12 protein-coding genes are annotated in these 22428 nt (G+C 72.9%); 2 read left to right on the top strand and 10 right to left on the bottom strand.

Annotated features, from left to right (window positions below; all coding sequences use genetic code 11):
• Positions 1–371: 371 nt before the first annotated feature.
• Complete coding sequence (locus ACIRPX_RS24380) at positions 372–1652, bottom strand: hypothetical protein (RefSeq protein ID WP_404198261.1); 1281 nt, start codon at positions 1650–1652, stop codon at positions 372–374.
• A gap of 335 nt (positions 1653–1987) precedes the next feature.
• Here ACIRPX_RS24380 and ACIRPX_RS24375 point away from each other — a divergent pair, with 335 nt between their 5' ends.
• Positions 1988–3217 carry an LAETG motif-containing sortase-dependent surface protein gene (locus ACIRPX_RS24375; RefSeq protein WP_404198258.1) on the top strand — a complete coding sequence of 410 codons (1230 nt, stop codon included), beginning with the start codon at positions 1988–1990 and terminating at the stop codon, positions 3215–3217.
• Between the two features lie 158 nt (positions 3218–3375).
• Here the strand turns inward: ACIRPX_RS24375 and ACIRPX_RS24370 are convergent, their stop codons facing one another.
• From ACIRPX_RS24370 to ACIRPX_RS24335, 8 genes are all read right to left on the bottom strand, one after another.
• Positions 3376–5166 carry a GMC oxidoreductase gene (locus ACIRPX_RS24370; protein ID WP_404198255.1) on the bottom strand — a complete coding sequence of 597 codons (1791 nt, stop codon included), beginning with the start codon at positions 5164–5166 and terminating at the stop codon, positions 3376–3378.
• A gap of 14 nt (positions 5167–5180) precedes the next feature.
• Positions 5181–6794, bottom strand: a complete 1614-nt coding sequence (locus ACIRPX_RS24365; protein WP_404198253.1) for a succinic semialdehyde dehydrogenase — start codon at positions 6792–6794, stop codon at positions 5181–5183.
• A gap of 136 nt (positions 6795–6930) precedes the next feature.
• Positions 6931–8859: a protein kinase gene (locus ACIRPX_RS24360; protein WP_404198251.1), complete on the bottom strand. Its 1929-nt coding sequence runs from the start codon at positions 8857–8859 to the stop codon at positions 6931–6933.
• 70 nt (positions 8860–8929) lie between these two features.
• Positions 8930–10543, bottom strand: a complete 1614-nt coding sequence (locus ACIRPX_RS24355; protein ID WP_404198248.1) for a serine/threonine-protein kinase — start codon at positions 10541–10543, stop codon at positions 8930–8932.
• A 151-nt stretch (positions 10544–10694) separates the two neighbouring features.
• Entirely contained in the window at positions 10695–12347 is a 1653-nt protein-coding gene (locus ACIRPX_RS24350) for a serine/threonine-protein kinase (protein ID WP_404198246.1), read from the bottom strand.
• A 59-nt stretch (positions 12348–12406) separates the two neighbouring features.
• Entirely contained in the window at positions 12407–14044 is a 1638-nt protein-coding gene (locus ACIRPX_RS24345) for a serine/threonine-protein kinase (protein ID WP_404198244.1), read from the bottom strand.
• A 162-nt stretch (positions 14045–14206) separates the two neighbouring features.
• Positions 14207–16969 (bottom strand): protein kinase, encoded by a 2763-nt coding sequence (locus ACIRPX_RS24340; RefSeq protein ID WP_404198241.1) that lies wholly within the window; start codon positions 16967–16969, stop codon positions 14207–14209.
• Between the two features lie 164 nt (positions 16970–17133).
• On the bottom strand, positions 17134–19308 hold the full coding sequence (locus ACIRPX_RS24335; protein ID WP_404198533.1) for a serine/threonine-protein kinase: 2175 nt from the start codon (positions 19306–19308) through the stop codon (positions 17134–17136).
• Positions 19309–19479: 171 nt separating this feature from the next.
• Between ACIRPX_RS24335 and ACIRPX_RS24330 the strand changes: the two genes are divergently transcribed.
• Entirely contained in the window at positions 19480–20523 is a 1044-nt protein-coding gene (locus tag ACIRPX_RS24330) for a serine hydrolase domain-containing protein (protein ID WP_404198531.1), read from the top strand.
• Positions 20524–20630: 107 nt separating this feature from the next.
• On the opposite strand, the gene ACIRPX_RS24325 is transcribed toward ACIRPX_RS24330, so the two are convergent.
• A complete protein-coding gene (locus tag ACIRPX_RS24325; RefSeq protein ID WP_404198239.1) occupies positions 20631–22337 on the bottom strand; it encodes a glycerol-3-phosphate dehydrogenase/oxidase in 1707 nt (568 codons plus the stop codon).
• Positions 22338–22428: the final 91 nt, after the last annotated feature.

Genomic DNA, 22428 nt, shown 5'->3' with positions numbered 1-22428 from the left:
AGCAGCCCGGTCACCCAAGAGAACGGTCGGCTCCGGGGACGCCCGGGGCCGACCGGCGGAAAATGCAAAAATGCACAACCCTGGGTGAAACGGTTGCGTAGCCCCCGCCCATCGAGCACGATGCGTACAAAGCCCAAGTCCCCCCGCAGACAACTGCATTGGTTGCACTTCCGTACCGCCAGAGGTCGAGACCACCCGTGCGCCCACCCGCGCCGTGGATGCGGCCCAGGGCACACGGGACAAGCGGCGCAACCCCCCGGCGCCGCTCCCAGGCACCGGCGCTGCCCTGACGTCGGTGCTGACGGAGAAGGGCCCCGCGGCTCGAGCCCGCGGGGCCCTTCGCACGTCCGGGCGGGACCCCGTCCGGGCGGTCAGACCCGGGACACCGTCCCGCAGCCTTCCGCACGGTTCTCGTCGAGGTCCTTGCTGCGGTCGTACGGGTCCGTGGTCGGGCCGGTCGGAGCCGCGCCGGCCGGTTCCGAGGAGGTGAACGCCGGGTGCAGAAAGCCGTCGTACACGTCGCAGGCGGAGTTGCCGATGTCCTCGTCGTACTTGACGATCGACAGTTTGCCGGGGGTGACCTGGTACTTCCTCGGGTCGGACATCTCCATGTCCAGGACCCTGCGGACGATGGTGCGGGTCACCTCGGTCGAGCCCTTGCCGGCCGGGGCCAGCGGGTAGACGAAGGTGTAGTCGGCGTGGACGACGACCGACGCGTGCCGCCCGGCCTTGAACGTCATACGGCCGCGGGTCTTGACGACGTCTCCGACGAGCCGCACCTCGTGCGGGTCGAACCGGCTGAAGAGCCAGACCGGGTCGTGCCGCTTGTCCGGCTTGCGCAACCAGCCCTTCACATCGCCGAGCATCTCGGGCTGCCGGGGGTCGAGGACGGCGAGCGCGGCGTCGGGGCGGCCGCCGAGCAGGGTTCCGCGGTCGAGGTTCGCGCCGACGAGCAGGGCCTTGGTCTGCTGCAGCGCCCGGTTCACCTGGGCCTTGGTGAGCGAGCCGACCGGGGTCGCCTCGGGCAGCACGATCCCGGCCGTGCCGTCGGCCCACCGCGCGGCGGGGGACCCGGCGAACGGCCGGTCGAGGGTGGGGGTCGCGAGCGCCGCGGCGGAGGGCGCGGCGGTGGGGCGCGCGGTCTCCGGGGGCAACGGCGGGGCGGTCGCCTCCGCTTCGGCCCTGCCGGTCCCGAAGGGATCGCCGGGGATCAGGGAGGGCTTGACGGCCACGACGGCGAGGGCGGCGGCCACGGGGACGCCGAGCATGCCCCACAGCCGGCGCCTGCGTGCGGCGCGCCCGTCCATCTCCCGCCAGGCCGGGCCGGTACGCCAGCCTTCGGGCTGCCAGGCCGGATCGGCGGCGGCCTGGTCGCCACCGCCGCGCTTCCTGCCGCTCTTACCGCTCGTGCGGCCCTTCGCGTCCTGGCGGGCGGCTTCCTCGTCCATCTTCCGCAGCCGCTCGGTCACCATCCGGGCGCGCGCGGACGGCTCCTTCGGGGCGGAGGACGTGTGGATGTCGCGCTCGCTGTCCTCGACGAACTTCTGCCAGACGTCGTCGGAGACGGGGTCCGGTCCGGATCCCGGCCGGGGTGCGGACCCGGGTTCGGCTCCGGACTCGGGTCTGGACTCTTCTGACGGCGTGTCGGCCACGGTGCGCTGCGCTTTCTGACTCGGTCGGGCGGCTGGTGGGGGCCGAGCGTATGCCAGCCCTGACCGGGCATCGCTCCGAGGGTCCCCGTCCCGGCCGGATCACCGGGCTGCCAGGACGCCGGACTCCCGTTGCATACAAGTCATCCACATGCCACAGCCAGGCGATCCACAGGTGACGCTCCTCACATAAGAATTCTGTGAAGTGCGCTGCAACCCTTCTCACGGGTCGCAGGTCTCATGTTCGGAATCACTGGTCACATCCGTGCCCCACACGCGGAGGACCTCCACGAGCACGTACTGCGGCGCCGCAGTGCGTCCAACTTCTTGAGGTCTTCATGAAGCTTCGCCGCGCCATGGCCGCTGCGGCCGCGACGGCCGCCATAGCCCCGATCGCCCTGCTGTCGGCCCCGGCCGCGTTCGCGACGGACACCCCGGGCACGTCCGCGAACTCCTCGGCCGAGACGGGTGGCACGTCGTCGACGGACGACCAGAACGCGACCTCCGGCGACGGATCCACCTCGACCGACGACCAGAACAGCACGTCCGGCGACGACAGCACCTCGACCGACGACAGCTCCTCGTCCGACGACCAGAACGCCACGTCGGGCGACGACAGCACCTCGACCGACGACCAGAACAGCACGTCCGGCGACGACAGCACCTCGACCGACGACCAGAACAGCACGTCCGGCGACGACAGCTCCTCGACCGACGACCAGAACAGCACGTCCGGCGACGACGGCACCTCGACCGACGACGGGAGCACCCCGTCGGACGACGAGACCACGCCGTCCGAGGACGACGACCTCCAGCTCTGCGAGGCGCTCGACAAGGACTTCACCGAGAAGGCGCTGGACGTCAAGGTCAGCGCGCTGCCCGGCAAGATCGTGGCGGGCAGCGGCTGGCACTCCTTCACCCTGAAGGTCACCAACGACTCCGACATCACGCTGCACGACGTGGCCTTCTACGCCGAGGTCGAGAGCGGGAAGTACCTGGACGAGGCCATCGCCACGGGCAAGAGCCCCAAGCCGATCCTCAGCAAGTACGTGGACCTTCAGTACCAGAACCCGATCAGCAAGACCTGGAAGGACATCCGGGACCAGGACGGCCTGGCCGGTGGCTACTTCTGGGGCACCGACACCATGAAGCCCGGTGACTTCAACAAGATCGGCCTCCGGGTGAACATCCACAAGGACGCGCCGGCCGGTGAGGCCTACCACTTCGGCACCGGTGCCTACCTGGACAACGTCAACGGCAAGGACTGCATCGCCCAGAACTGGGGCGACGGCTGGTACTTCGACATCCTCTCCGCCGGTTCCTCCAACACGAACCCGGGCGAGGCCAAGCCGGACGGCAACAAGCCCTCCAAGACCACGCCCGTGAGCGCCAAGAAGCCGCAGGGCGGGGTGAGCGAGCAGCCCGTCTCCGGCAGCCTCGCCGAGACCGGCTCCAGCTCCATGCTCCCGACCATCGGCCTGGCCGGCGGTGTCGCCGTCGTCGCCGGTGCCGGTGCGATGTTCGTCGTCCGTCGCCGCAAGGGCGCCGGGTCGAACGCAGCCGCGTGAGCGAGCACCCGTAACACACCGGGTGGGGGCGGTTCACACCGTCCCCGCCTCACCGAAGGGCCCGCACCAGGAGGGGAGCGGGCCCTTCGGCACAACCCCCTCCGGCACAACCCCCTCCGGCGAGGCGGACACCGGGGCGAGGGAGGCCATCGGACGGCTCAGCCTCCGGCGCCCTTCCTGGGCGGCACCGTCGGCATCCCCAGGAACGGCAGCTTCAGTGCGGCGAAGGCGTCCGCCGGGACCGCCGGGGACATCGGCTCCACCGGCTTCAGGCGTTCGTACGCCGCCCCCTGCTCCGGACGCCCGTCCGCCTCGCCCTTGTTGGGCCAGTACGACATCGCGCGCTCGGCCTGGGCGGTGATGGTGAGGGACGGGTTCACGCCCAGGTTGGCCGAGACCGCGGCGCCGTCGACCACCGAGATGCCCGGGTGGCCGTAGAGGCGGTGGTACGGGTCGATGACGCCGGTGTCGCGGGAGGCGCCGATCGGGCAGCCGCCGAGGAAGTGCGCGGTGAGCGGGGTGCCCATGAGCTCGCCGACGTTGGAGCCCGCGAAGCCGTTGATGTCGGCGGCGATGGCCGTGGCGCTCTCCGAAGCGGCCTTGATCTGCTTGGGGTTGGGGGCGCCGTGCCCCTGGCGGGCGGTGAGCAGGCCCTTGCCCATGCCGTCCGGTTTCAGGTACGTGGTCAGGGAGTTGTCCAGGGACTGCATCACCAGGCCGATGATGGACCGCTCCGACCAGCGGTGGTTGGACAGGGAACGCAGCACGAGCAGCGGGTGGCGGGCCGCGTTGCGCAGCCACGCCAGCACCCGGGAGGAGCCCTCCGCGTACGGCACCTGGAGGATCGACAGGCCGCCCATGGAGTTGGAGCCCTTGCCGTAGCGGACCGGCTCGATATGGGTGTTCTCGTCCGGGTGGACGGACGAGGTGATGGCGACTCCGCGGGTGAAGTCGACCCTCGGCTCGCCCGTCGCCCTGCGGTAGCGGCGGTTGCTCGTCTGCGCGCCGACCAGCGCCTCGGAGTTGGTCCGGGTCAGCTCACCCAGCTTCGGCGAGATGTGCGGCAGTTGGCCGCCGGCCTTCATGCGGTGCAGCAGGGTCTGGGTGCCGTAGGTGCCGGCCGCCAGCACCACCCGGCGGGCCTTGAAGGTGCGGCCCGCGCCCTTCTTCCTGTTGTCGGTGGGCAGGGTCGCGATCGCGTACCCGCCCTGCGAGTCGTCCGTGACCGACACGACGGTGGTCATCGGATGCACGACCGCGCCCGCCTTCTCGGCGAGGTACAGGTAGTTCTCGTTGAGGGTGTTCTTGGCGCCGTGGCGGCAGCCCGTCATGCACTCGCCGCACTCGGTGCAGGCGCTGCGGGCCGGGCCCGCGCCGCCGAAGTAGGGGTCGTCCACCTCCTGGCCGGGGGCGGTCCTCGACGTCCCCTCGGCGTCCTTGCCGTCGCCGAAGAAGACGCCGACCGGAGCCATGTGGAAGGTGTCGCCCACGCCCATCCGCTCGGCGGCGGCCTTCAGGTGCACGTCGGACGGGGTCATCGTCGGGTTCAGCCGCACGCCGAGCATGCGCTGCGCCTGGTCGTAGTACGGCTTGAGCTCGTCCTGCCAGTCCGTGATGTCCCGCCACTGCGGGTCGTCGAAGAAGGGCTTCGGCGGTACGTAGAGGGTGTTGGCGTAGTTCAGGGAGCCGCCGCCGACGCCCGCGCCGGCCAGCACCATGACGTTGCCGAGCAGGTGGATGCGCTGGATGCCGAACATGCCGAGCTTCGGCGCCCAGAGGTAGTTCCTCAGGTCCCAGGAGTTCTTGGGCAGGGACTCACGGGTCCAGCGCCGGCCCGCCTCCAGGACCCCCACGCGATAGCCCTTCTCGGTGAGGCGCAGGGCGGTGACCGAACCGCCGAAGCCGGATCCGACCACGATGACGTCGTAGTCGTAAGCGTCGTTGCTCACGCGCACTCTCTCCTCTACCGGAACCGGAACGCCTTCATGAGCCGCAGGCTCCGGCTCATGAACTGGGCGTACTTCTCGTCGTCCATCCCGAGCGCCGGCGCCATCGGCAGCAGGCGCTGCTGGGCCACCGTCTGGGCCTCCGTGTACTTGAGGATGCCCTCGGAGCCGTGCCGGCGGCCAAGGCCGGAGTCCTTCATCCCGCCCATCGGGGACTGGACGCTGCCGTAGGCGGGGGCGTAGCCCTCGTTGACGTTCACGGTGCCCGTGCGCAGCCGGGCGGCGACCGCGCGGCCGCGGCCGCCGTCCTTCGTCCAGACCGAGGAATTCAGTCCGTACGGCGTGGAGTTGGCGTGCTCGACCGCCTCGTCGTCGGTGCTGAAGCGGTAGACCGAGACGACCGGGCCGAAGGTCTCCTCCGTGCACACCGACATCGGCTCGGTCACGCCGTCGAGGATGGTCGGCTCGTAGAAGTACGGGCCGACATCGGGGCGGGCCACGCCGCCGGCGACGACCTTCGCGCCCTTGGCCACGGCCTCCTCGACATGACGGGTGACCGTCTGCAGCTGCCGCTCCCCCACCAGCGAGCCCATGTCGGCGCCGTAGGCGAGGGACGTGCCGAGGCGCATGCCCTTGGTGCGGGCGGCGAAGCGCTCCAGGAAGGCGTCGGCGATCGACTCGTGCACGTACAACCGCTCGATGGAGATGCAGAGTTGGCCGGCCGAGGAGAAGCAGGCGCGGACGGCGCCCGCGGCCGCCTTCTCGATGTCGGCGTCCTCCAGGACCAGCATCGCGTTCTTGCCGCCGAGTTCGAGGGAGACGCCGACCAGACGGGCGGCGGCGCCCTGGGCGACCTCGCGGCCGGTGCGGGTGGAGCCGGTGAAGGAGACGTAGTCGGCGTGCTTGACGATCTCGGGGCCGACGACCGGGCCGTCGCCGAGCACGACCTGGAAGACGTCCGCGGGCAGGCCGGCCTCGATCAGCAGGTCCCGGGCCCACAGGGCGGTCAGGCAGGTCTCCGTGTCGGGCTTCATCACCACCGCGTTGCCCGCCGCGAACGCCGGGAGGGCGTCGCCGACCGACAGCTCCAGGGGGTAGTTCCAGGGGGCGATCTGGCCCACGACGCCGCGCGCGTGGCGCAGTTCGGTGACCTTCGTCAGCGTCGGGATCGCGCCCGTGTGCCGCTTCGGCCTGAGGTACGAGGGAGCCTTGCGCCCGTAGTGGCGGGAGGCCACGGCGACGGCCTGGACCTCCTCGTGGGCGTGCAGGCGGGCCTTGCCCGTCTCCAGCTGGATGAGGTCGAGGACCTCGGCCTGCCGGGCCAGCATCAGGTCGTGGAAGCGGAGCAGGACCGCCGCGCGCTGCCGGACCGGCGTCCGCTCCCACACCGCCTGCGCCGCACGGGCCGCGTCGAAGGCCTTGGCCACGTCCTCGGGGGTGGACTCCGGCAGGTCGGCGAGCTTCTCGCCGGTGAACGGCGTGTGGTTGGCGGTGCGGCCGGAGCCGGCCACGCCCTTGGTCAGCTGGGCGACCAGCTCGGGCGTCACCACGTCGGCGGCCGTACGGGCGCCGTCCGGAGCGGGGGCGAGGGGATTCGTGCCGGTCTTGGCCGGGGCCTGTGCGTCCGTCATGAGGCGCAGGGTATGCCGGTGCGCAGCCTTTGGGTACCCGTCGGTAACGCGGCTTCACCGACTGCTCACACGACGCCAGTGCTCACTGGCAACGAATACGCTGATCAGGGCTTGCGCGGGGGCGGCACGACGCGGTTCAGCTTTTTCCGAGGACCAGGAGGTCACGCGCGCCCTTGAAGAGCGCGGTGCCCTTCTTCTCGTCCGGGGTGCCCTTGGGCATGTCGACGCGCAGTTCGTACAGGCGGCCGTCGTCGGTGCCGATCAGCAGCTGCATGACCCGGGTCGGGGCGCCGGCGGTGCCGTAGGTGGTGTCGGCGAGGACGGCACCGGCACCGTGGAAGGTGGTGCGGGTGTACCGGGTGCGCGCGTCCCCTGCGTAGCCGTTCCAGGTGGCGTGGGCCGCCCGCGCCTCGGCCATCGGGGTGCGGGGGGCCCGGTCCCACTCGGTGAGGCGGACGGTGACGCCGCCGTCGGTCCCGTCGTACTCGACGAGACGGGGAGGGTCGGCGGCGTCCCCCTCCCGGGCGGACTCCCGGTACCGGCTCGGGAGGAAGAGCACGGCGTCCATCGCGGCCTCGCGGTGGGCTCTCCAGTCGGCGGGCGCGGCGGTGGGCGTCGGGGTCGCCTCGCGGGCCGGGGCCTCGGTGAGGGTGGCGGTGCGCTCCGTGGCGCCGTCGTCGCCGGGCGCGGTGGCGGAGGAGGCGGCGATCCAGGTGCCGCCGACGAGCAGCGCGGCGAGGGCCGCGAACAGGACGGGACGCCGAAGGCGGCGGGAGCGTTCCGGCGCGGGTGCGGGGAGGGCCGTGGTGGGGGACTGGGCCAGCGGGCCGGGGGGCGCGGCGGGGGCGCCGGGGGCGCCGGGGGCGCAGACACCGGCGGATCCGGGGAACGGGTCAGGAGCTCCGGCGGACGCGGACTCGGGGAACGGGTCACGGGCTCCGGCGGATTCGGATCCGGGGAGCGGGTCAGGGGCTCCGGCGGACGCGGACCCGGGGAACGGGTCAGGGGCTCCGGCGGACGCGGACCCGGGGAACGGGTCAGAGGCTCCGGCGGACGCGGACCCGGGGAACGGGTCAGAGGCTCCGGCGGAGCCGGACTCGTCGAACGCGTCCGGACGCCCGGCGGCGGACGCGGATCCGGGGAACGGGTCAGGAGCTCCGGCGGACGCGGACTCGCTTAACTCTCCGGGATCCTGAGGCTCCGGCACACCGGCCCCGACCGCCGGGACCGGCCACCCCTCGGCCACCGCCTCCAGCACGGCCGCCGTCTCCTGCGCGCCGGGCCGGCGCTCCGGGTCCCTCACCAGCAGGCGGGATATCAACGGGCCCAGCGGCCCCGCCCGTTTCGGCTCCGGCGGATCGGCGGCGATGACCGCGGCGAGCGTGGACTCCACCGTCGTACGCCGGAAGGGCGAGGTGCCCTCCACGGACGCGTACAGCAGGACGCCCAGGGACCACAGGTCGGAGGCGGGCCCCGCGCCCCGCCCCGACATCCGCTCGGGCGCGACGAACTCCAGCGAACCGACGAACTCCCCGGTCATGGTGAGGGATTCCTCGCCCTGGACATGGGCGATGCCGAAGTCGGTGAGGACGACGCGGCCGTGCTCGCCGAGCAGCACGTTGGCGGGCTTCACGTCCCGGTGCACGATGCCGACGGAGTGCGCGGCGCGCAGGGCGCCCAGGACGGCGAGACCGATACGGGCGGCCTCCGCGGCCTCGACCGTGCCGCGCCGCAGCACCTCGTGCAGCGACTCTCCGCGGACCAGCTCCATGACGATCCACGGCAGTCCGCCCTCCTCCACCACGTCGTGGATGGAGACGGCGGCGGGATGGTCGACGCGGGCGGCGGTGCGGGCCTCGCGGTAGAGGCGGTGGGCGGCCCGCCGGTGCTGCTCGTCGTCCGGATCGCCCGGCAGCCGCGGCTGTTTGACGGCGACCTCGCGCTGCACGCGTTCGTCGTACGCCCGCCAGACCGTGCCCATGCCGCCGGAGCCGATGCGCTCGGTCAGCCGGTAGCGCCCGCCGACCTGCCGGCCGCCGCGCGCACGTTCGCCGCCTTCGCTCATGCCTCATGAGTACCGTGCGGAACGGAGCCTTGTCGACGCGGGTCCGGCCGGCTCCCGCGGCCCCCGGCGGCTACGGCTTGTCGATCGTGATGTTGGCCAGCACCGTCTTCGCCACCTCACGCCCGCGGGCCGTGAAGTCGCCCTTGCCCGGGTAGCTGACGGTCACCTTGTACATGTCGCCGGACTTGGTCCGGTAGTACCAGATCTGCAGTTCGCGCGGGCGCGGGTTCTGGCTGTCGTCGGTGGTGTAGGCGACGGTGTTCTCGGCCGCGGGCCTGCCGTCGTGCGTGATGTTGCCGTTCGTCCTCGTCCTCGCGCCGGAGGGCATGTCGAGGTCGTACTCGCCGTCGCTCCTGAAGTGCTCGTTGTCGGCGTACATCTGGGCGGCGGCGGAGTTCTTGATGTCGCCCGCACGGTCGTCGCTCTTCCTCGCCAGGTTCACGCCGATCCACAGGGCGCCGCTCCGGTCGGTGTAGGTGACCCAGTTCTTGTCGGAGTCGTCCTTGCCCGGACGGCCCACCTCGTAGTCCGCGGGCACTCCGACGGTCACGCCCAGCGTGGGGTTCGCCTGCTTCTTCCAGCCGTCGGGCAGCGGTCCCGCGAACGGGTCCGCGAGCACCAGGTACGCCGCCAGCGCCGCCACGACGACGCCCGCGCCGATGCCGAGCAGCGTCTTGCGCCCGGGCCGGATCCCCCGGCCGGCGGTCCGCACCGGTTGCAGGGGCGCGGTGGGCGCGGTGGGCGCGGGCTGCGGCGGGTTCGCGGCCCGCGTCAGCAGGGCCCTGACCTGGGCGGCGCCCGGCCGGCTCGCCGGGTCCTTCCGGAGCAGGCCCGTGATCGCCTCGGCCAGCGGCCCGGACGCCGAAGCGGGCGGCGCCGGCGTGGCGTTGAGGACCGACTGGAGCGTGGCCGGCGTGTTGCTGCGGCGGAACGGCGACACGCCCTCGGTGGCCGCGTAGAGCACCACGCCCAGCGACCAGAGGTCGGCGGCCGGGCCGGGGCGCTGGCCCAGCACCCGCTCGGGGGCGATGTACTCGGGCGAGCCGACGAAGCCGCCGGTGTCCGTCAGATTCGTCTCGCCCTCGATCTGCGCGATGCCGAAGTCGGTGAGGACGACGCGGTCGTAGCGGCCGAGGAGGACGTTGTCGGGCTTGACGTCGCGGTGCAGGATGCCCGCCTCGTGCGCGGCCTCCAGCGCGCCGAGCACCTCCAGGCCGATCCTGGCGGCCTCGCGCGCGTCGAGCGTGCCCTCCTGCAGGGCGCTGCCGAGCGAGCGGCCCCGCACCAGTTCCATGACGATCCACGGCCGGCCGTCCACGACCGCCACGTCATGGACGTCGACGACGGCGGGGTGGTCCAGGCGGGCCGCGGCACGCGCCTCGCGGCGCATCCGCTCGAAGGCGTTGGCGCGTTCACGGTCGGGAAGGTGATCAGGAACACGGGGCTCCTTGACCGCCACCTCGCGGTCGACCGTCTCGTCCTTGGCACGCCACACCGTGCCCATGCCGCCGTGGCCGAGCTTGGCCAGCAGCCGGTAGCGGCCCGCGATGAGGCGGCCGGTGCCCGGGTCGGGCGGCGATGCCACCTGGGTGGGCACCGCGTACGGGTTCGGCTCCTGCGGCGGTTGCAGAACAAAACTCGTCGTCGCGTCGGACTCCCGGCCCGCGCCCCCGTTGCTGCTCATGGAACCATCCATATCGCGTCAGGCGCCCCCGTAGCCACCGGGAACGTCCTCCGGTCACAGACCCGTGACGCGCCCTGCCGCATATCTCCCTTTCAGCACGCATTCAGGAACGCATTCAGGAACGCATTCAGGAACGCACTCGGGAACGTATTCAGGTACGTACGAACGTGTCGATCGCGACGTCGAAGTACTCCTTGGCCTCCCGCACCTTGCCGACGGGCGCCGACACCCACACGTCGTACATCCGCCCGCCCTCCTCCCAGCACAGGTCGTAGGTGTGCCGGGCACCCTCCGCCGTGCTGAAACCGTTCCAGGTGAACTCCCAGAGGGCGGCCGGATGTCCGCGGTGCGTGGTCGCGGTGACCCGGCCGTCGTGGTAGCCGGGGTTGGTGTCCGGGCCCCGGGCGGCGGAGCGCCGCATCACCGCGAGCGGACCGCCGGGGTCGGGTTCGGCGGGCTTGATGCCGAGGCGAAACGTCTCTCCCGGCGACATGTAGAAGACACGCTCCCCCTGCGGCTCGCGCGTGAAGCCCTCCGGTACGGCGAGGGAGAAACCGGCCGGGTCGTCGGCGACGCGGTAGCCGGACGGGGCGGAGGGATGGCGGCTCACGGTCGTACGGGCCGAGGGGGTCGCGCCCGGGGCGCCGGAGGACGGTGTTCCGCCCGAGCCGCCGGCCGAGGGGGATGTGGGACGGCCGGGAGAGGCCGACGCGCTGACCGACGTACCGGGGCCCGAACTCGCCGGTGTACCGCCCCCCGCACCGCCGCGGTGCATCAGCAGCGCCGCCGCCGACACCCCCGCCCCGGCCATCGCGGCGACGAGCAGCGCGGCCACGAGCATGCCGCGCGTGGAGTGCCGGGACTGCTCCGCCGTGGCCGCCGGCGGCACCGGTGCCTGTGCCGGTGCCGCCGGCCGCGGGCGGGGCACGTCCCGCTGGGTCGGGGCGTGGTCGGGCGCCGGGACGCGGCCCGTGGAGCGGTACGCGCGCAGCATCCGTTCCGCCTGGTCCGCGTCCAGCCGCCGGTCCGGATCGCGCTCCAGCAGGCCCCGTACGACGGGCAGGAGCGGCGTCGCCTGCGGCGGTGGCCGTATCTCGTCGAACACCACCGCGTGCAGGATGCCGCCCAGCGAGTCGCGCCTGAACGGCGATTCGCCGCTCAGCACGGTGCACAGCAGCGCGCCGACCGACCAGAGGTCGGACTCCGGGCCGGTGCGCGCCCCGGACATCCGTTCCGGCGCGGTGTACTCGGGCGAGCCGACGAAGGAGCCCGTCTCGGTGAGCGTGGTGGCCCCCGCGACCTGCGCGATGCCGAAGTCGGTGAGGACGACGCGCCGGGAGCCGGACTCCAGCAGGACGTTGGCGGGTTTGATGTCGCGGTGCAGGACACCGGCCGCGTGCGCCGTGCGCAGCGCGCTCAGCAGGCCGATGCCGATCCGGGCGGCCTCGGCGGCGTCGACCGGTCCGTGCGCGGAGACCCGGTCGGCCAGCGTGCCGCCGTCGATCAACTCCATGACCAGGTAAGGCCGTTCGTCGTGCACCACGACGTCGTGCACCACGATGATGTGCGGATGGCGCAGCTGGGCCACCGCGCGGGCCTCGCGCAGCGTGCGCTCGCGCTGCCGCCGGCTCTCCTCGGCGGAGAGTGTCTCGTCGAGGTCGAGCGGGATCTCCTTGACCGCCACCTGCCGGCCGAGCAGCTCGTCGGTCGCCCGCCACACCACGCCCATGCCGCCGCGCCCGAGTCTCGCCTCGAGCCGGTAGCGGCCCGCGATGACACGGACGTTCTCCCCCTCGGTCCCCATACGCCCCATCATGCCCCACCGGACGGATCGGCTCCGGGGCGGTGACCGGCCAACTCCGGCTACCGCGAGGTCTTTTCCTGCCAGCCCTGCAGGATGGCGGCGAACTGCTCGCTCGTCTTGGCCCAGTCCTTCGCCGGCGTGCTCATGTAGATCGCGTACTCGGTGTTGTCGCGCGAGAAGTACGTCTCTTCGATGGCCCGCCGCGGCCCGTAGCCGTTGGGCGAGTCCTTCCGCAGCGCCGTCCAGGTGTACTCCCACACCGAGCCGTCACGGTCGCGGTAGATGTTCTTCTGCAGCTGGAGACGGGTGAAGTTGACCAGGCGGCCGTCGAGCTGCTGGTCCAGGTCGAGCTGGTGCGAGTAGGCGTCCTTGAAGTCCGGCGAGGTGTCGAGGGCGATCCGGACGAAGTGCCTGCCGTCGTCGGGCGAGTAGTCGACCTGGCGCAGGTCGCCCTGGACGCCCACGACCGAGCGCTTCCAGCCCTTGGGCAGCCAGATGCTGAAGCCCCAGGGGTCGTCGTACTGCTGCCAGGAGGCGGGCACCCCGCCGACCGGTCCGTCGTCGGCGCTCTTCGACGGGGCCGGGCTCCGCGACGCGGAGGGGGTGCCGACGGTCTGCCGCCCGTCCTCCCACTTCTGCCAGGCGACGGCCACGCCGCCGCCGACGATCGCGGCGAGCGCGACCGTGAGCAGGATGGTGCGCAGCCGGCGGCGCTTCGGCCGGGCAGCGGCGCCCGCCTGCGGGCCGCTCGCCCCGAGCATCGTGGGCACCGTCGAGAGCGGATACGGCGTCGGGGAGCCCGGCTGCACACCAGTGTCGGCCGCCGTCTCGTGGCGAGGGCCCACCTGCTGCGTCGGCACGTACGCCTGGGCCGCGTTCGCGCGCCGGCCCTCCGCCACCTCGGCGAGCATCTGCTCGGCCTCGACCGCACCCGGCCGGGCCGCCGGGTCCTTGTGCAGCAGCGCGGCCATGACGGGCCCGAGCGGGCCGGCGAACTGCGGCGCGGCGGCGTCCTCCTCGACGACCGCCTGCATCGTGGACAGCGGCGAGGTGCGCCGGAACGGCGACCTGCCCTCCACCGCCGTGTAGAGCGTCGCGCCGAGCGCCCACAGATCGGAGGCGGGGCCCGGGTCGTGGCCGCGGACGCGCTCGGGGGCGAGGTAGTCGACCGAGCCGACGACCTCGCCGGTGCGCGTGATGGTGGAGTCGCCCTCTATCTGGGCGATGCCGAAGTCGGTGAGCAGGACGCGGCCGTCGTGCCCGATGAGGACGTTGCCGGGCTTCACGTCGCGGTGCAGCACCCCGGCGGAGTGCGCGGCGCGCAGCGCCCGCAGCACCCACATCCCGATCCGCGCGGCCTCCGCGGGCTCGATCCGCCCGCGCTCCTTGACCGCGTCGGCCAGCGAGTACCCCTCGACCAGCTCCATCACGATCCACGGCCGGCCGTCGTGCTCCAGCACGTCGTGCACGGTGACCACGGCCGAGTGGTTGATGCGCGCGGCGGCGCGCGCCTCCGCCCGCGTACGCGCGAGCAGCCGCTCCTGATCGCTCTCGGAGACGTAGAGCGCGGCGGTCAACTCCTTGATCGCGACGGCCCGGTGCAGCACCTCGTCGTGCGCGCGCCACACGCGGCCCATACCACCGCTGCCGATCGAGTCGGCGAGCCGGTAGCGGCCCGCGACAAGCTGGCCCTGCATCTGATTCACGTTGCCCCGCAATGCTCTTGACAGGGTCAGACTAAGGACCGGGTCGCCCGCACGGAACCAGGGGGGTGCCAAGGAGACCGCACTGTGACGGTTGTCGCTTCTGCGCGTATGACGCAACCATCCGGGCTCTTCACAGAGCCTTCACGGATGAGTTCAGCCAGTCACCTGGTACGTGGTCGACGCCTGCTCGTACAGCTTCGTCACCTCGTCCCGCTGGGACTCGGGCCCGCGTACCTGCACGATGTGGTACCGCCCGTCGATGAGCATCGCGAGGTTGCGCACATACAGCTCGTGTCCGCCGTCGGTCCAGGTGAACTGCCCCTCGGCCATGGTCCGCGTGCCCACGGTGACGGTGCGCAGCCCGGTGGCGGTGGCCCAGCTGGAGCTGCGGTACGGCTGCAACTCGTGCTCGGTGTCCCGCTGGTAGGCCATCGGGTCCTTGCCGTAGGTGACGGCGCCGTCCCGCCCCTTGACCACGATGAGCTCGAAGTCGCCGTGTGCGTAGACGACTTGGTTCCACGCGTTCTTCGGGGTCCGCGACCAGCCCTTGGCCACCGCGATACGGAAGCCCTCCGGGTCCGTGCGCAGGGTGAAGCCACCCGGAAGGTCGGGACCCGTGGTCCGGCTCTCCGTCGCACCGGCCGACCCGGAGCCGCCGGGGCTCTCCTCGGCCGAGGGCGAGGTCTGGTCGGGCCGCGGCTGACTGCTCGCGCCCTGCTCGGACCGGGTGGGAGCGGGGCCGACGTCCCCGGCGCTGCCGGTGCGGTCGCCGGCCGCGCCGTTCTCACCGGCCTTCGGCATGAAGAGCACGGCGTACGCGATCGCCGCGGCCAGCAGGAGCAGGATCAGCACGAGCAGCGTGCGGCCCAGTCTGCGCGGTGACTTGACGTCCTGCTTGGCGCGCTTGTGCCGGCCGTGCGGACTGGTCGCGGGGAGCCCGGCGCGCCGCCTGCGCACCAGCTCGCCCCGCCGCCGCACGACGGGCAGCCGGCTGGTGTCGGTCGGCGGCGCCGCTATGACGTGTACGCCGGCGTCGGGTTCGGGCGCGGACCGCACGAGCGAGCGCAGCCAGCCGCGCAGCTCCTCGAAGTCCAGCCGTTCGGTGGGGTCCTGGCGCAGCAGCGACTCGACGACCGGCCTGAGCGGCCCGCACTCCTCGGCGAAGGCGGGCGGCTCGGCACACACCATCTGCACCAGTTCGGCCGTCGACTCCTCGGGGTACGGCGCATGTCCCTGTACGGCCCTGAAGAGCAGCGCGCCCAGCGCCCACAGGTCGGTCGCGGGTCCGACGGGCGGCGTCAGCTGCCAGTTCTCGTGCACCGGCCCGGCCTGCTCGGGTGCCCAGCGCTCGGTGACCGGTCCGACGACGGCCATCCGCGCCTGCCGCGCCCGCTCGGCGGCGAGCGGGGTGGCGGGACCGCGGGAGGTGGGGCTGCCGGCCACCAGGTCGTCCCACCGGCTCGGGGGCGCCGTGCCGGGCGGCAACGGGGCCGGGGCCGCCCCGGGCGGAGCGGACGGGTCGGGGCCGGCGGGACCCGGAACTCCCGCCGGGGGCGCGGTGTCCAGACCGGGCGCGGGGGCTCCGGGCGCGGTGGCGCCGTAGGCGCCGCCGGCCTGGGTGGCACCGGCCTGGGTGGCACCGTCGTCGAGGGGCGCGCCACCGAACTCCGCGCCACCGGACGCCGCGCCGCCGGTCTCCGTGCCACCGGGCGGAAGTGCCGTACGCCCGCCCTGGCCGCTCGTGAGGCCGGCCGCTCCGTTGGCGCCGGGGCGCGGGGCGGCGCCGTGCCAGGGGGCGCCGCCCACGCCGTAGGGGTCGGCTATCTGGCCCGGAGGCGCGGATGCCGCCTCGCCCGAAGTGTGTGTCTGTGCCGAGCCGTTGGCCTGCGGGGCGGGGCCGCCCTCCGGTGCGGAACGGGCCCCCGGCAGCGCCGCCCGCCGGCCCTGCTGCGCCTGCTGCACCCGGGCGGCGGCCCGGGCGCCCGCCCGGTACGCGGCGATCGCGCCCGCCCGCGCGGCCCGGACGTCACCGCCGCTTTCGAGGGCCTTGGGCGCGAAGGCGCCGCTCGTCCCGGCCTCTTGAGCCGCGTCCGCACCGGCCGGGGCCAGTCCCCCGGCCGCCCGTGCCGCGATCGCCGCCCGGCGAGCGGCCTCGGGATCACCGCCGGAACCGCCCTGAGCACTCGGCGGGACCCTGCCGCCCGGCAGTTCCAGGCCGCCGCGCGCAGGGGTCCCGGCGGGACCGGCGGAGGGTCCGGGACCCGCACCGAATCCGTCGTTCCCGTCACTCTCCGGAGCCGGCACCGGGTCGTACCCGCACAGTGCCTCCTCCGCCGCGCCGACCGCGAGCCCGGTCAGCATCACCCGGCCGTCGTCGCAGACGAGCACCGTCCTGGCCGTGATGTTCCGGTGCACCCAGCCGTGGGCGTGCAGCACGCGCAGCGCCATGAGGACGTCGGAGGCCACCTCGGCCGCGCGATACGGCGTCAGCGGCTTCTCGGCGAGCAGCGCCGCCAGCGGACGGGCCTCCACCAGCTCGCTGACGATCCACAGCGAACCGCCCTCGGCGAACACGTCGAAGACCTGGTCGAGGCGTGGATGGTCGGGAATCGAGGCCGCCGCCTGGGCGGCCTCCACCGCGCGCCGCACGGTCGGATCGGTGGGCCGCCGCGTCCCGGCACGCGCCGCGGACCGGGCGCCTCGCTCCCGCGGGCCGCGGGCCGTGAACCCGTCGGGCAGGCCGTCGGCGTCGATCACCTCGGCCTCGACGACCTCCGGCAGCGGAATCTGCCTGACCAGGACTTCCTGTCCGCTGTAGGTGTCGAAGGCGCGGGTGTCGGTCAGTTCGTACTCGTCGGCGGGCGGCAGCGGCAGGCGGTAGCGGTCGGCGAGCACCCGACCCGCATAGTCGTCCACGTTGCCTCCCCCGGCAGCCCGGTCGGTCAATTCCGTTCGCCTTGCGCGCCGTTCCGGACCGATACCCGGATGCGTACGGTCCGCAAGCACTCACGATACGTGCCGGAGGCAAGCCGCAAAGAGGGGATGCCAGATCTCACGGCGCAAACGCGGGGCCGGTCACATCACGACTTCGGTTCGAACGTCTTCGCGAGCGTCTGCCACGTGTCCTTACGCAGCCCGCTGTCCCAATTGGCGGCTTTCGCCGTGTACATCAGGGCATATCCGAGATGGCCGTCGACGACGAATCCCCGGTCTATGGTCCGGTACTTCGTCCCGCCGTCCACGTAGGTGAATTCCCAGTCGGCCGTGTTCCAGCCGCGGTAGTCCACCTTCTGTATGCGGATCCTCTGGTACTGCGAGCGCACCATGTAGCGCTCCTGGTTCTTCCAGTCGGCGACCGGGTCGCTCTTGGGCGTGGAGGTCCAGGCGATGAGCAGCTTCTGCCCGTCGGGGCCGGTGAACCGGTCCCCGGCGGCGCCGTTGGACTGGTACTTCCAGCCCTTGGGCAGCCCGATCGAGTACCCCTGGCTCCCCTTGTGCGTCGACTTCACCGCGCCGTCGCCGCCGGACGCCCCGTCAGCCGCGCCGCCGCCGGTCGCGGTCGGGTCGTCACCCGGCGTGCCCGCCGACGAGGAGGCCGTGTCGGACTGCGCGGCGTCGCCGCCCTTGTCCGTACGGGTCCCGCCGCTCACGTCCTCCTTGGTGCTGGCACCGGCGGACGCGCTCGCCGCCGGCTTGCCGCCACCGCTCTTCGCGCCGTTGGTGTCCTTGCCGTCGTCCCCGCCGAGCGTGAGCGCCAGCACGGTGCCGAGCACGGCCAGCACGACCACCACCGCGATGATCACCAGCGTGCGCTTCGGTACCACGTCGCTGAGCGGCGCCCTGGGCACGGGCCGCGGCGGCAGATCCGGCGGCGGCATCACCGGCCACCCCGAACTGCGCCCGCCGGACGGCGTGTCGGCCCCCCGCGTCGTGCTCTGCCCGCCCGCGGAGTCCGCGCCGCGCGCCGCCGACGCGCCCGAGGTCCCGGCGGTCCCGGAAGAGGCCGCGGAACCCGTGGTCCTGTCCGGCGCCGACGACGGCGCGGAGGCCGACGCGGACGCGGGAGGAGGCACCGGCGGCAACGGAGCGGTGGGAGCCGCGGAGGCGGTGGCCCCGGCCGCTCCCGCGGACGCGGTGCCGGAGCCCGGACCGGCCTCGGCGCCGCCGGACCTGCCACGCGCCGCGGCCGCCGAACCGGCCGCCGCCCCCGCCGCCGTCGCGGCCTTGCGCACGGAGCGCAGCGCCCCGCGCAGCTTCTCCGCCGCCTCCTCGGCCCGCTTTCCGCCGGAGCCGCCCGAACTCCGCCTGCCCTCGGACCCGTCGGGCTGCGTCGGCAGCGGTACGACCTTGGTCGCGTCGGCCGGCGGCTCGGGCTCGTCCTTGCGCTCGGGCGCGTGGATCACGGCGTTGAGCATGGTCCGCGCACCCGCGTCGTCGAGCCGCTGGGCCGGGTCCTTGGTCAGCAGACCGTAGATGACGTCCTTCAGCGGCCCCGCGTTCTTCGGCTCCTCCAGCGGCTCCGTCATCACCGCGGTCAGCGTCGCTATGGCCGAGCCCTTGTCGTACGGCGGCAGGCCCTCGACCGCGGCGTACAGCAGTCCGCCGAGCGACCACAGGTCGGCCGCAGGGCCCGGCTTGTGCCCGCGGGCCCGCTCGGGGGAGATGTAGGAGGGCGCTCCGACGAGCATGCCGGTCGAGGTGATGGACGGGTCGCCCTCGACCTGGGCGATGCCGAAGTCGGTGAGCACGACCCGGCCGGTGTCGGACTCCAGCAGGACGTTGGACGGCTTCACGTCGCGGTGCAGGATGCCCTCGCGGTGCGCCGACCGCAGCACGTCGAGAACCGCCAGGCCGACCTCGGCGGCCCGCTTCGGCTCCAGCAGGCCGTCCTCCCGGATGACCTCGGCGAGCGACTTGCCCTCGACGAGCTCCATCACGATCCACGGCCGGTCGTCCTCGTCGACCACGTCGAAGACCGTCACCGCGCTGTTGTTGCGGATCCGCGCGATCGCCTTGGCCTCGCGCAGCGTCCGCGTGATCAGCCGCCGCTTCTCGTCCTCGTCGATGTTCGACGGGAACCGCAGCTCCTTGACGGCGACCGTCCGGCCCAGGGTCTCGTCCTCGGCCCGCCACACCGTGCCCATGCCGCCGCGGCCGAGCACCCGACCCAGCCGGTAGCGCCCGGCGAGTAGACGATCACGGTTGTCCTGACGAGTGTCCTGACGAGATGACCCCGCCCGCTCCGCCTCCGACATGCGTCCCCTCATGCAACCCGCCCTGACAGAGCCTCCATTGTCCCTCACCCGACAAGTGCCCAGTGCCCAGGGTGCCCGTGGTGCCGTACGGGGGATTTGCGCCCCGAAGACCCCGCTGAACCGCGTATTCCGCCAGCCTGCATGATGGGCCGTGACAAGGGAGGAGGCGTGATGGTGCCGCTGCGGACACTACTGGCCGTACCTGTGTCCCTGGCCCTGCTCACCCTCGCCCCGAGCGGCCCGCCGACTCCCCGGTCCCCCGCCACCGACGCGATCCTCCCGCTGCTGGTCACGCAGGGGGGAGCGCCCGCCGCGGCCCTTCTGGCCCAGGAGGAGTCCGGCACCCGCTACGCCGCGGCGGGCCGCGGCATCGCCCGCGCCGACCACTTCCGCGCCGGCAGCATCACCAAGACCTTCGTCGCCACGGTCGTCCTGCAACTCGCCGCGCAGCACCGGCTCTCCCTGTCCGACACCGTCGAGCAGCACCTGCCCGGACTGGTGCGCGGAGCGGGCAACGACGGCCGGGCACTGACCCTGCGGGCCCTGCTCACCCACACCAGCGGCCTGTACGACTACACCCGGGACACCCGGGGCGTCACCCCCGTCAGCGCCACTCAGGCCGTACACATCGCGCTCACCCACCCTCCGGCCCACCGCGGCCGCTTCGCGTACTCGAACACCAACTACGTCCTGCTCGGCCTTGTCGTCCACCAGGTCACCGGCCGCTCCTACGCCACCGAGGCCGAGCGGCGCATCATCGCCCCGCTGGGTCTGACGGGCACCTCCTTCCCCGGCTCGCGCACCTCGCTGCCCTCCCCGCACGGCCGCGCCTACACCGCCGACGGAGCCGACGTCACCGAACTCGACCCGCGGGTGGCCGGGGCCGCGGGCGAGCTGGTGACCACGCTCGCCGACCTGGACCGCTTCTACGCGGCCCTGCTCGACGGCGAACTGCTGCCCCCGCGCCGGCTGCGCGAGATGCTCGACACCCGCACCGCACACGGCTCGTACGGCATGGGCCTGTTTCCCGTGAAGCTGCCGTGCGGGACCACGGTGTGGGGACACGACGGACGCATCCTCGGCAGCTACGTGCGCACCGCAGCCACCGCCGACGGCCGTCGTGTCCTCACCTTCCGTGTGAACACGGCGGGGATCGCGGATCCCGGTCTCGAACCACGGCTGCTCGATGCCGAGTTCTGCCCCCGCACTCCGTAGAACGAGCGGGTTCCGAACGAAGATCCCGGTTCCTGACACTCGTTCGGGTGACACCTTGAGTGACGCCTCGGGCGATACCAGGTCAGGACCCGGATCGGGGACGGCTGTTACAGCGGCACGATGTCCGGCGCGCCCAGCCGCGCCGCGTCCGCCGTGAGGTCGTCGGGCTGGCGCTGCGACTCCCGCTCGGCCTCCACCCGCTTCTCGTAGTGCTCCACCTCGCGCTCGATCTGGTCCTTGTCCCAGCCGAGCACCGGTGCCATGAGCTCGGCCGCCTCCCGCGCGCTGCGCGTGCCCCGGTCGAAGGTCTCGATGGAGATGCGGGTGCGCCGGGTGAGCACGTCGTCCAGGTGCCGGGCGCCCTCGTGGGAGGCGGCGTAGACGACTTCGGCGCGCAGATAGTCGTCGGCGGCCTGGAGGGGATCGCCGAGGGACGAGTCGGCGGCGATGAGGTCGAGGACCTCCTCCGCCATCGCGCCGTACCGATTCAGCAGATGCTCCACGCGCACCACGTGCAGCCCGGTCCGGGCCGCGATCCGCGCCCGGGCGTTCCACAGCGCCCGGTAGCCCTCGGCGCCCAGCAGCGGCACGTCCTCCGTCACGCACTCGGCGACGCGCATGTCGAGGCCGTGCACCGCCTCGTCCACGGCGTCCTTGGCCATCACCCGGTACGTCGTGTACTTGCCGCCCGCCACCACGACCAGGCCGGGCGCCGGATGCGCCACGGTGTGCTCGCGCGAGAGCTTGCTGGTGGCGTCCGACTCACCGGCCAGCAGCGGGCGCAGGCCCGCGTACACCCCCTGCACGTCGTCCCGGGTCAGCGGCACCGCGAGGACCGAGTTCACATGGTCCAGCAGGTAGTCGATGTCCGCGCTGGAGGCGGCGGGATGCGCCTTGTCGAGGTCCCAGTCGGTGTCCGTCGTGCCGACGATCCAGTGCCGGCCCCAGGGGATGACGAACAGCACGGACTTCTCCGTGCGCAGGATCAGGCCGGACGAGGAGCTGATGCGGTCCTTCGGCACGACCAGGTGGATGCCCTTGGACGCGCGGACGTGGAACTGCCCGCGCTCCCCCACCATCCCCTGGGTGTCGTCCGTCCACACACCCGTCGCGTTGACGACCTGCTTGGCGTGGATCTCGTACTCCCCGCCCGCCTCGACGTCCTGCACGCGCGCGCCGACCACCCGCTCACCCTCGCGGAGGAAACCCGTCACGCGCGCGCGGTTGGCCACCCTCGCGCCGTAGGACGCCGCCGTGCGCACCAGCGTGGCCACGTAGCGCGCGTCGTCCATCTGGGCGTCGTAGTACTGCAGGGCCCCGACCAGCGCGTCCTTCTTCAAGGCCGGAGCCACGCGCAGGGCGTGACGGCGGGTCAGGTGACGGTGCAGGGGCAGGCCGCGCCCGTGTCCGCGGGCCATCGACATGGCGTCGTAGAGCGCGACGCCCGAGCCCGCGTACAACCGCTCCCAGCCCTGGTGCTGCAGCGGGTAGAGGAACGGCACCGGCTTCACCAGGTGCGGGGCCAGCCGCTCCAGCAGCAGGCCGCGCTCCTTCAGCGCCTCCCGTACGAGGGCGAAGTCGAGCATCTCCAGATAGCGCAGCCCGCCGTGGACCAGCTTGCTGGACCTGCTGGAGGTGCCGGATGCCCAGTCACGCGCCTCGACCAGGCCCGTGGAAAGGCCGCGCGTCACGGCGTCGAGAGCGGTTCCCGCACCGACCACGCCACCGCCCACGACCAGCACGTCCAGCTCGCGCTCGGCCATTGCTGCCAGTGACTCGGCGCGCTGCGCCGGCCCCAGTGTCGCTGTCCTCACTGCTGCCTCCCGCTATCGATAGCGCCGGCCGCACCCGTCGGGCGAAGCCCGTGTCCTATCCCCCCTGCCCAAAATTCTGACCGGCTTGCCC

Origin of the sequence: Streptomyces sp. NPDC101225 (genome assembly GCF_044767585.1) — a bacterium.
Taxonomy (GTDB): domain Bacteria; phylum Actinomycetota; class Actinomycetes; order Streptomycetales; family Streptomycetaceae; genus Streptomyces.
This window is presented reverse-complemented; position numbering and strand designations above follow the sequence as displayed.

Excerpts from the sequence above, each read along its gene's own strand:
- ACIRPX_RS24375 (WP_404198258.1), top strand. The coding sequence starts at position 1,988 with ATGAAGCTTCGCCGCGCCATGGCCGCTGCGGCCGCGACGGCCGCCATA.
- ACIRPX_RS24365 (WP_404198253.1), bottom strand. The coding sequence starts at position 6,794 with ATGACGGACGCACAGGCCCCGGCCAAGACCGGCACGAATCCCCTCGCC.
- ACIRPX_RS24360 (WP_404198251.1), bottom strand. The coding sequence starts at position 8,859 with ATGAGCGAAGGCGGCGAACGTGCGCGCGGCGGCCGGCAGGTCGGCGGG.
- ACIRPX_RS24355 (WP_404198248.1), bottom strand. The coding sequence starts at position 10,543 with ATGAGCAGCAACGGGGGCGCGGGCCGGGAGTCCGACGCGACGACGAGT.
- ACIRPX_RS24350 (WP_404198246.1), bottom strand. The coding sequence starts at position 12,347 with ATGGGGACCGAGGGGGAGAACGTCCGTGTCATCGCGGGCCGCTACCGG.
- ACIRPX_RS24345 (WP_404198244.1), bottom strand. The coding sequence starts at position 14,044 with ATGCAGGGCCAGCTTGTCGCGGGCCGCTACCGGCTCGCCGACTCGATC.
- ACIRPX_RS24335 (WP_404198533.1), bottom strand. The coding sequence starts at position 19,308 with ATGTCGGAGGCGGAGCGGGCGGGGTCATCTCGTCAGGACACTCGTCAG.
- ACIRPX_RS24330 (WP_404198531.1), top strand. The coding sequence starts at position 19,480 with ATGGTGCCGCTGCGGACACTACTGGCCGTACCTGTGTCCCTGGCCCTG.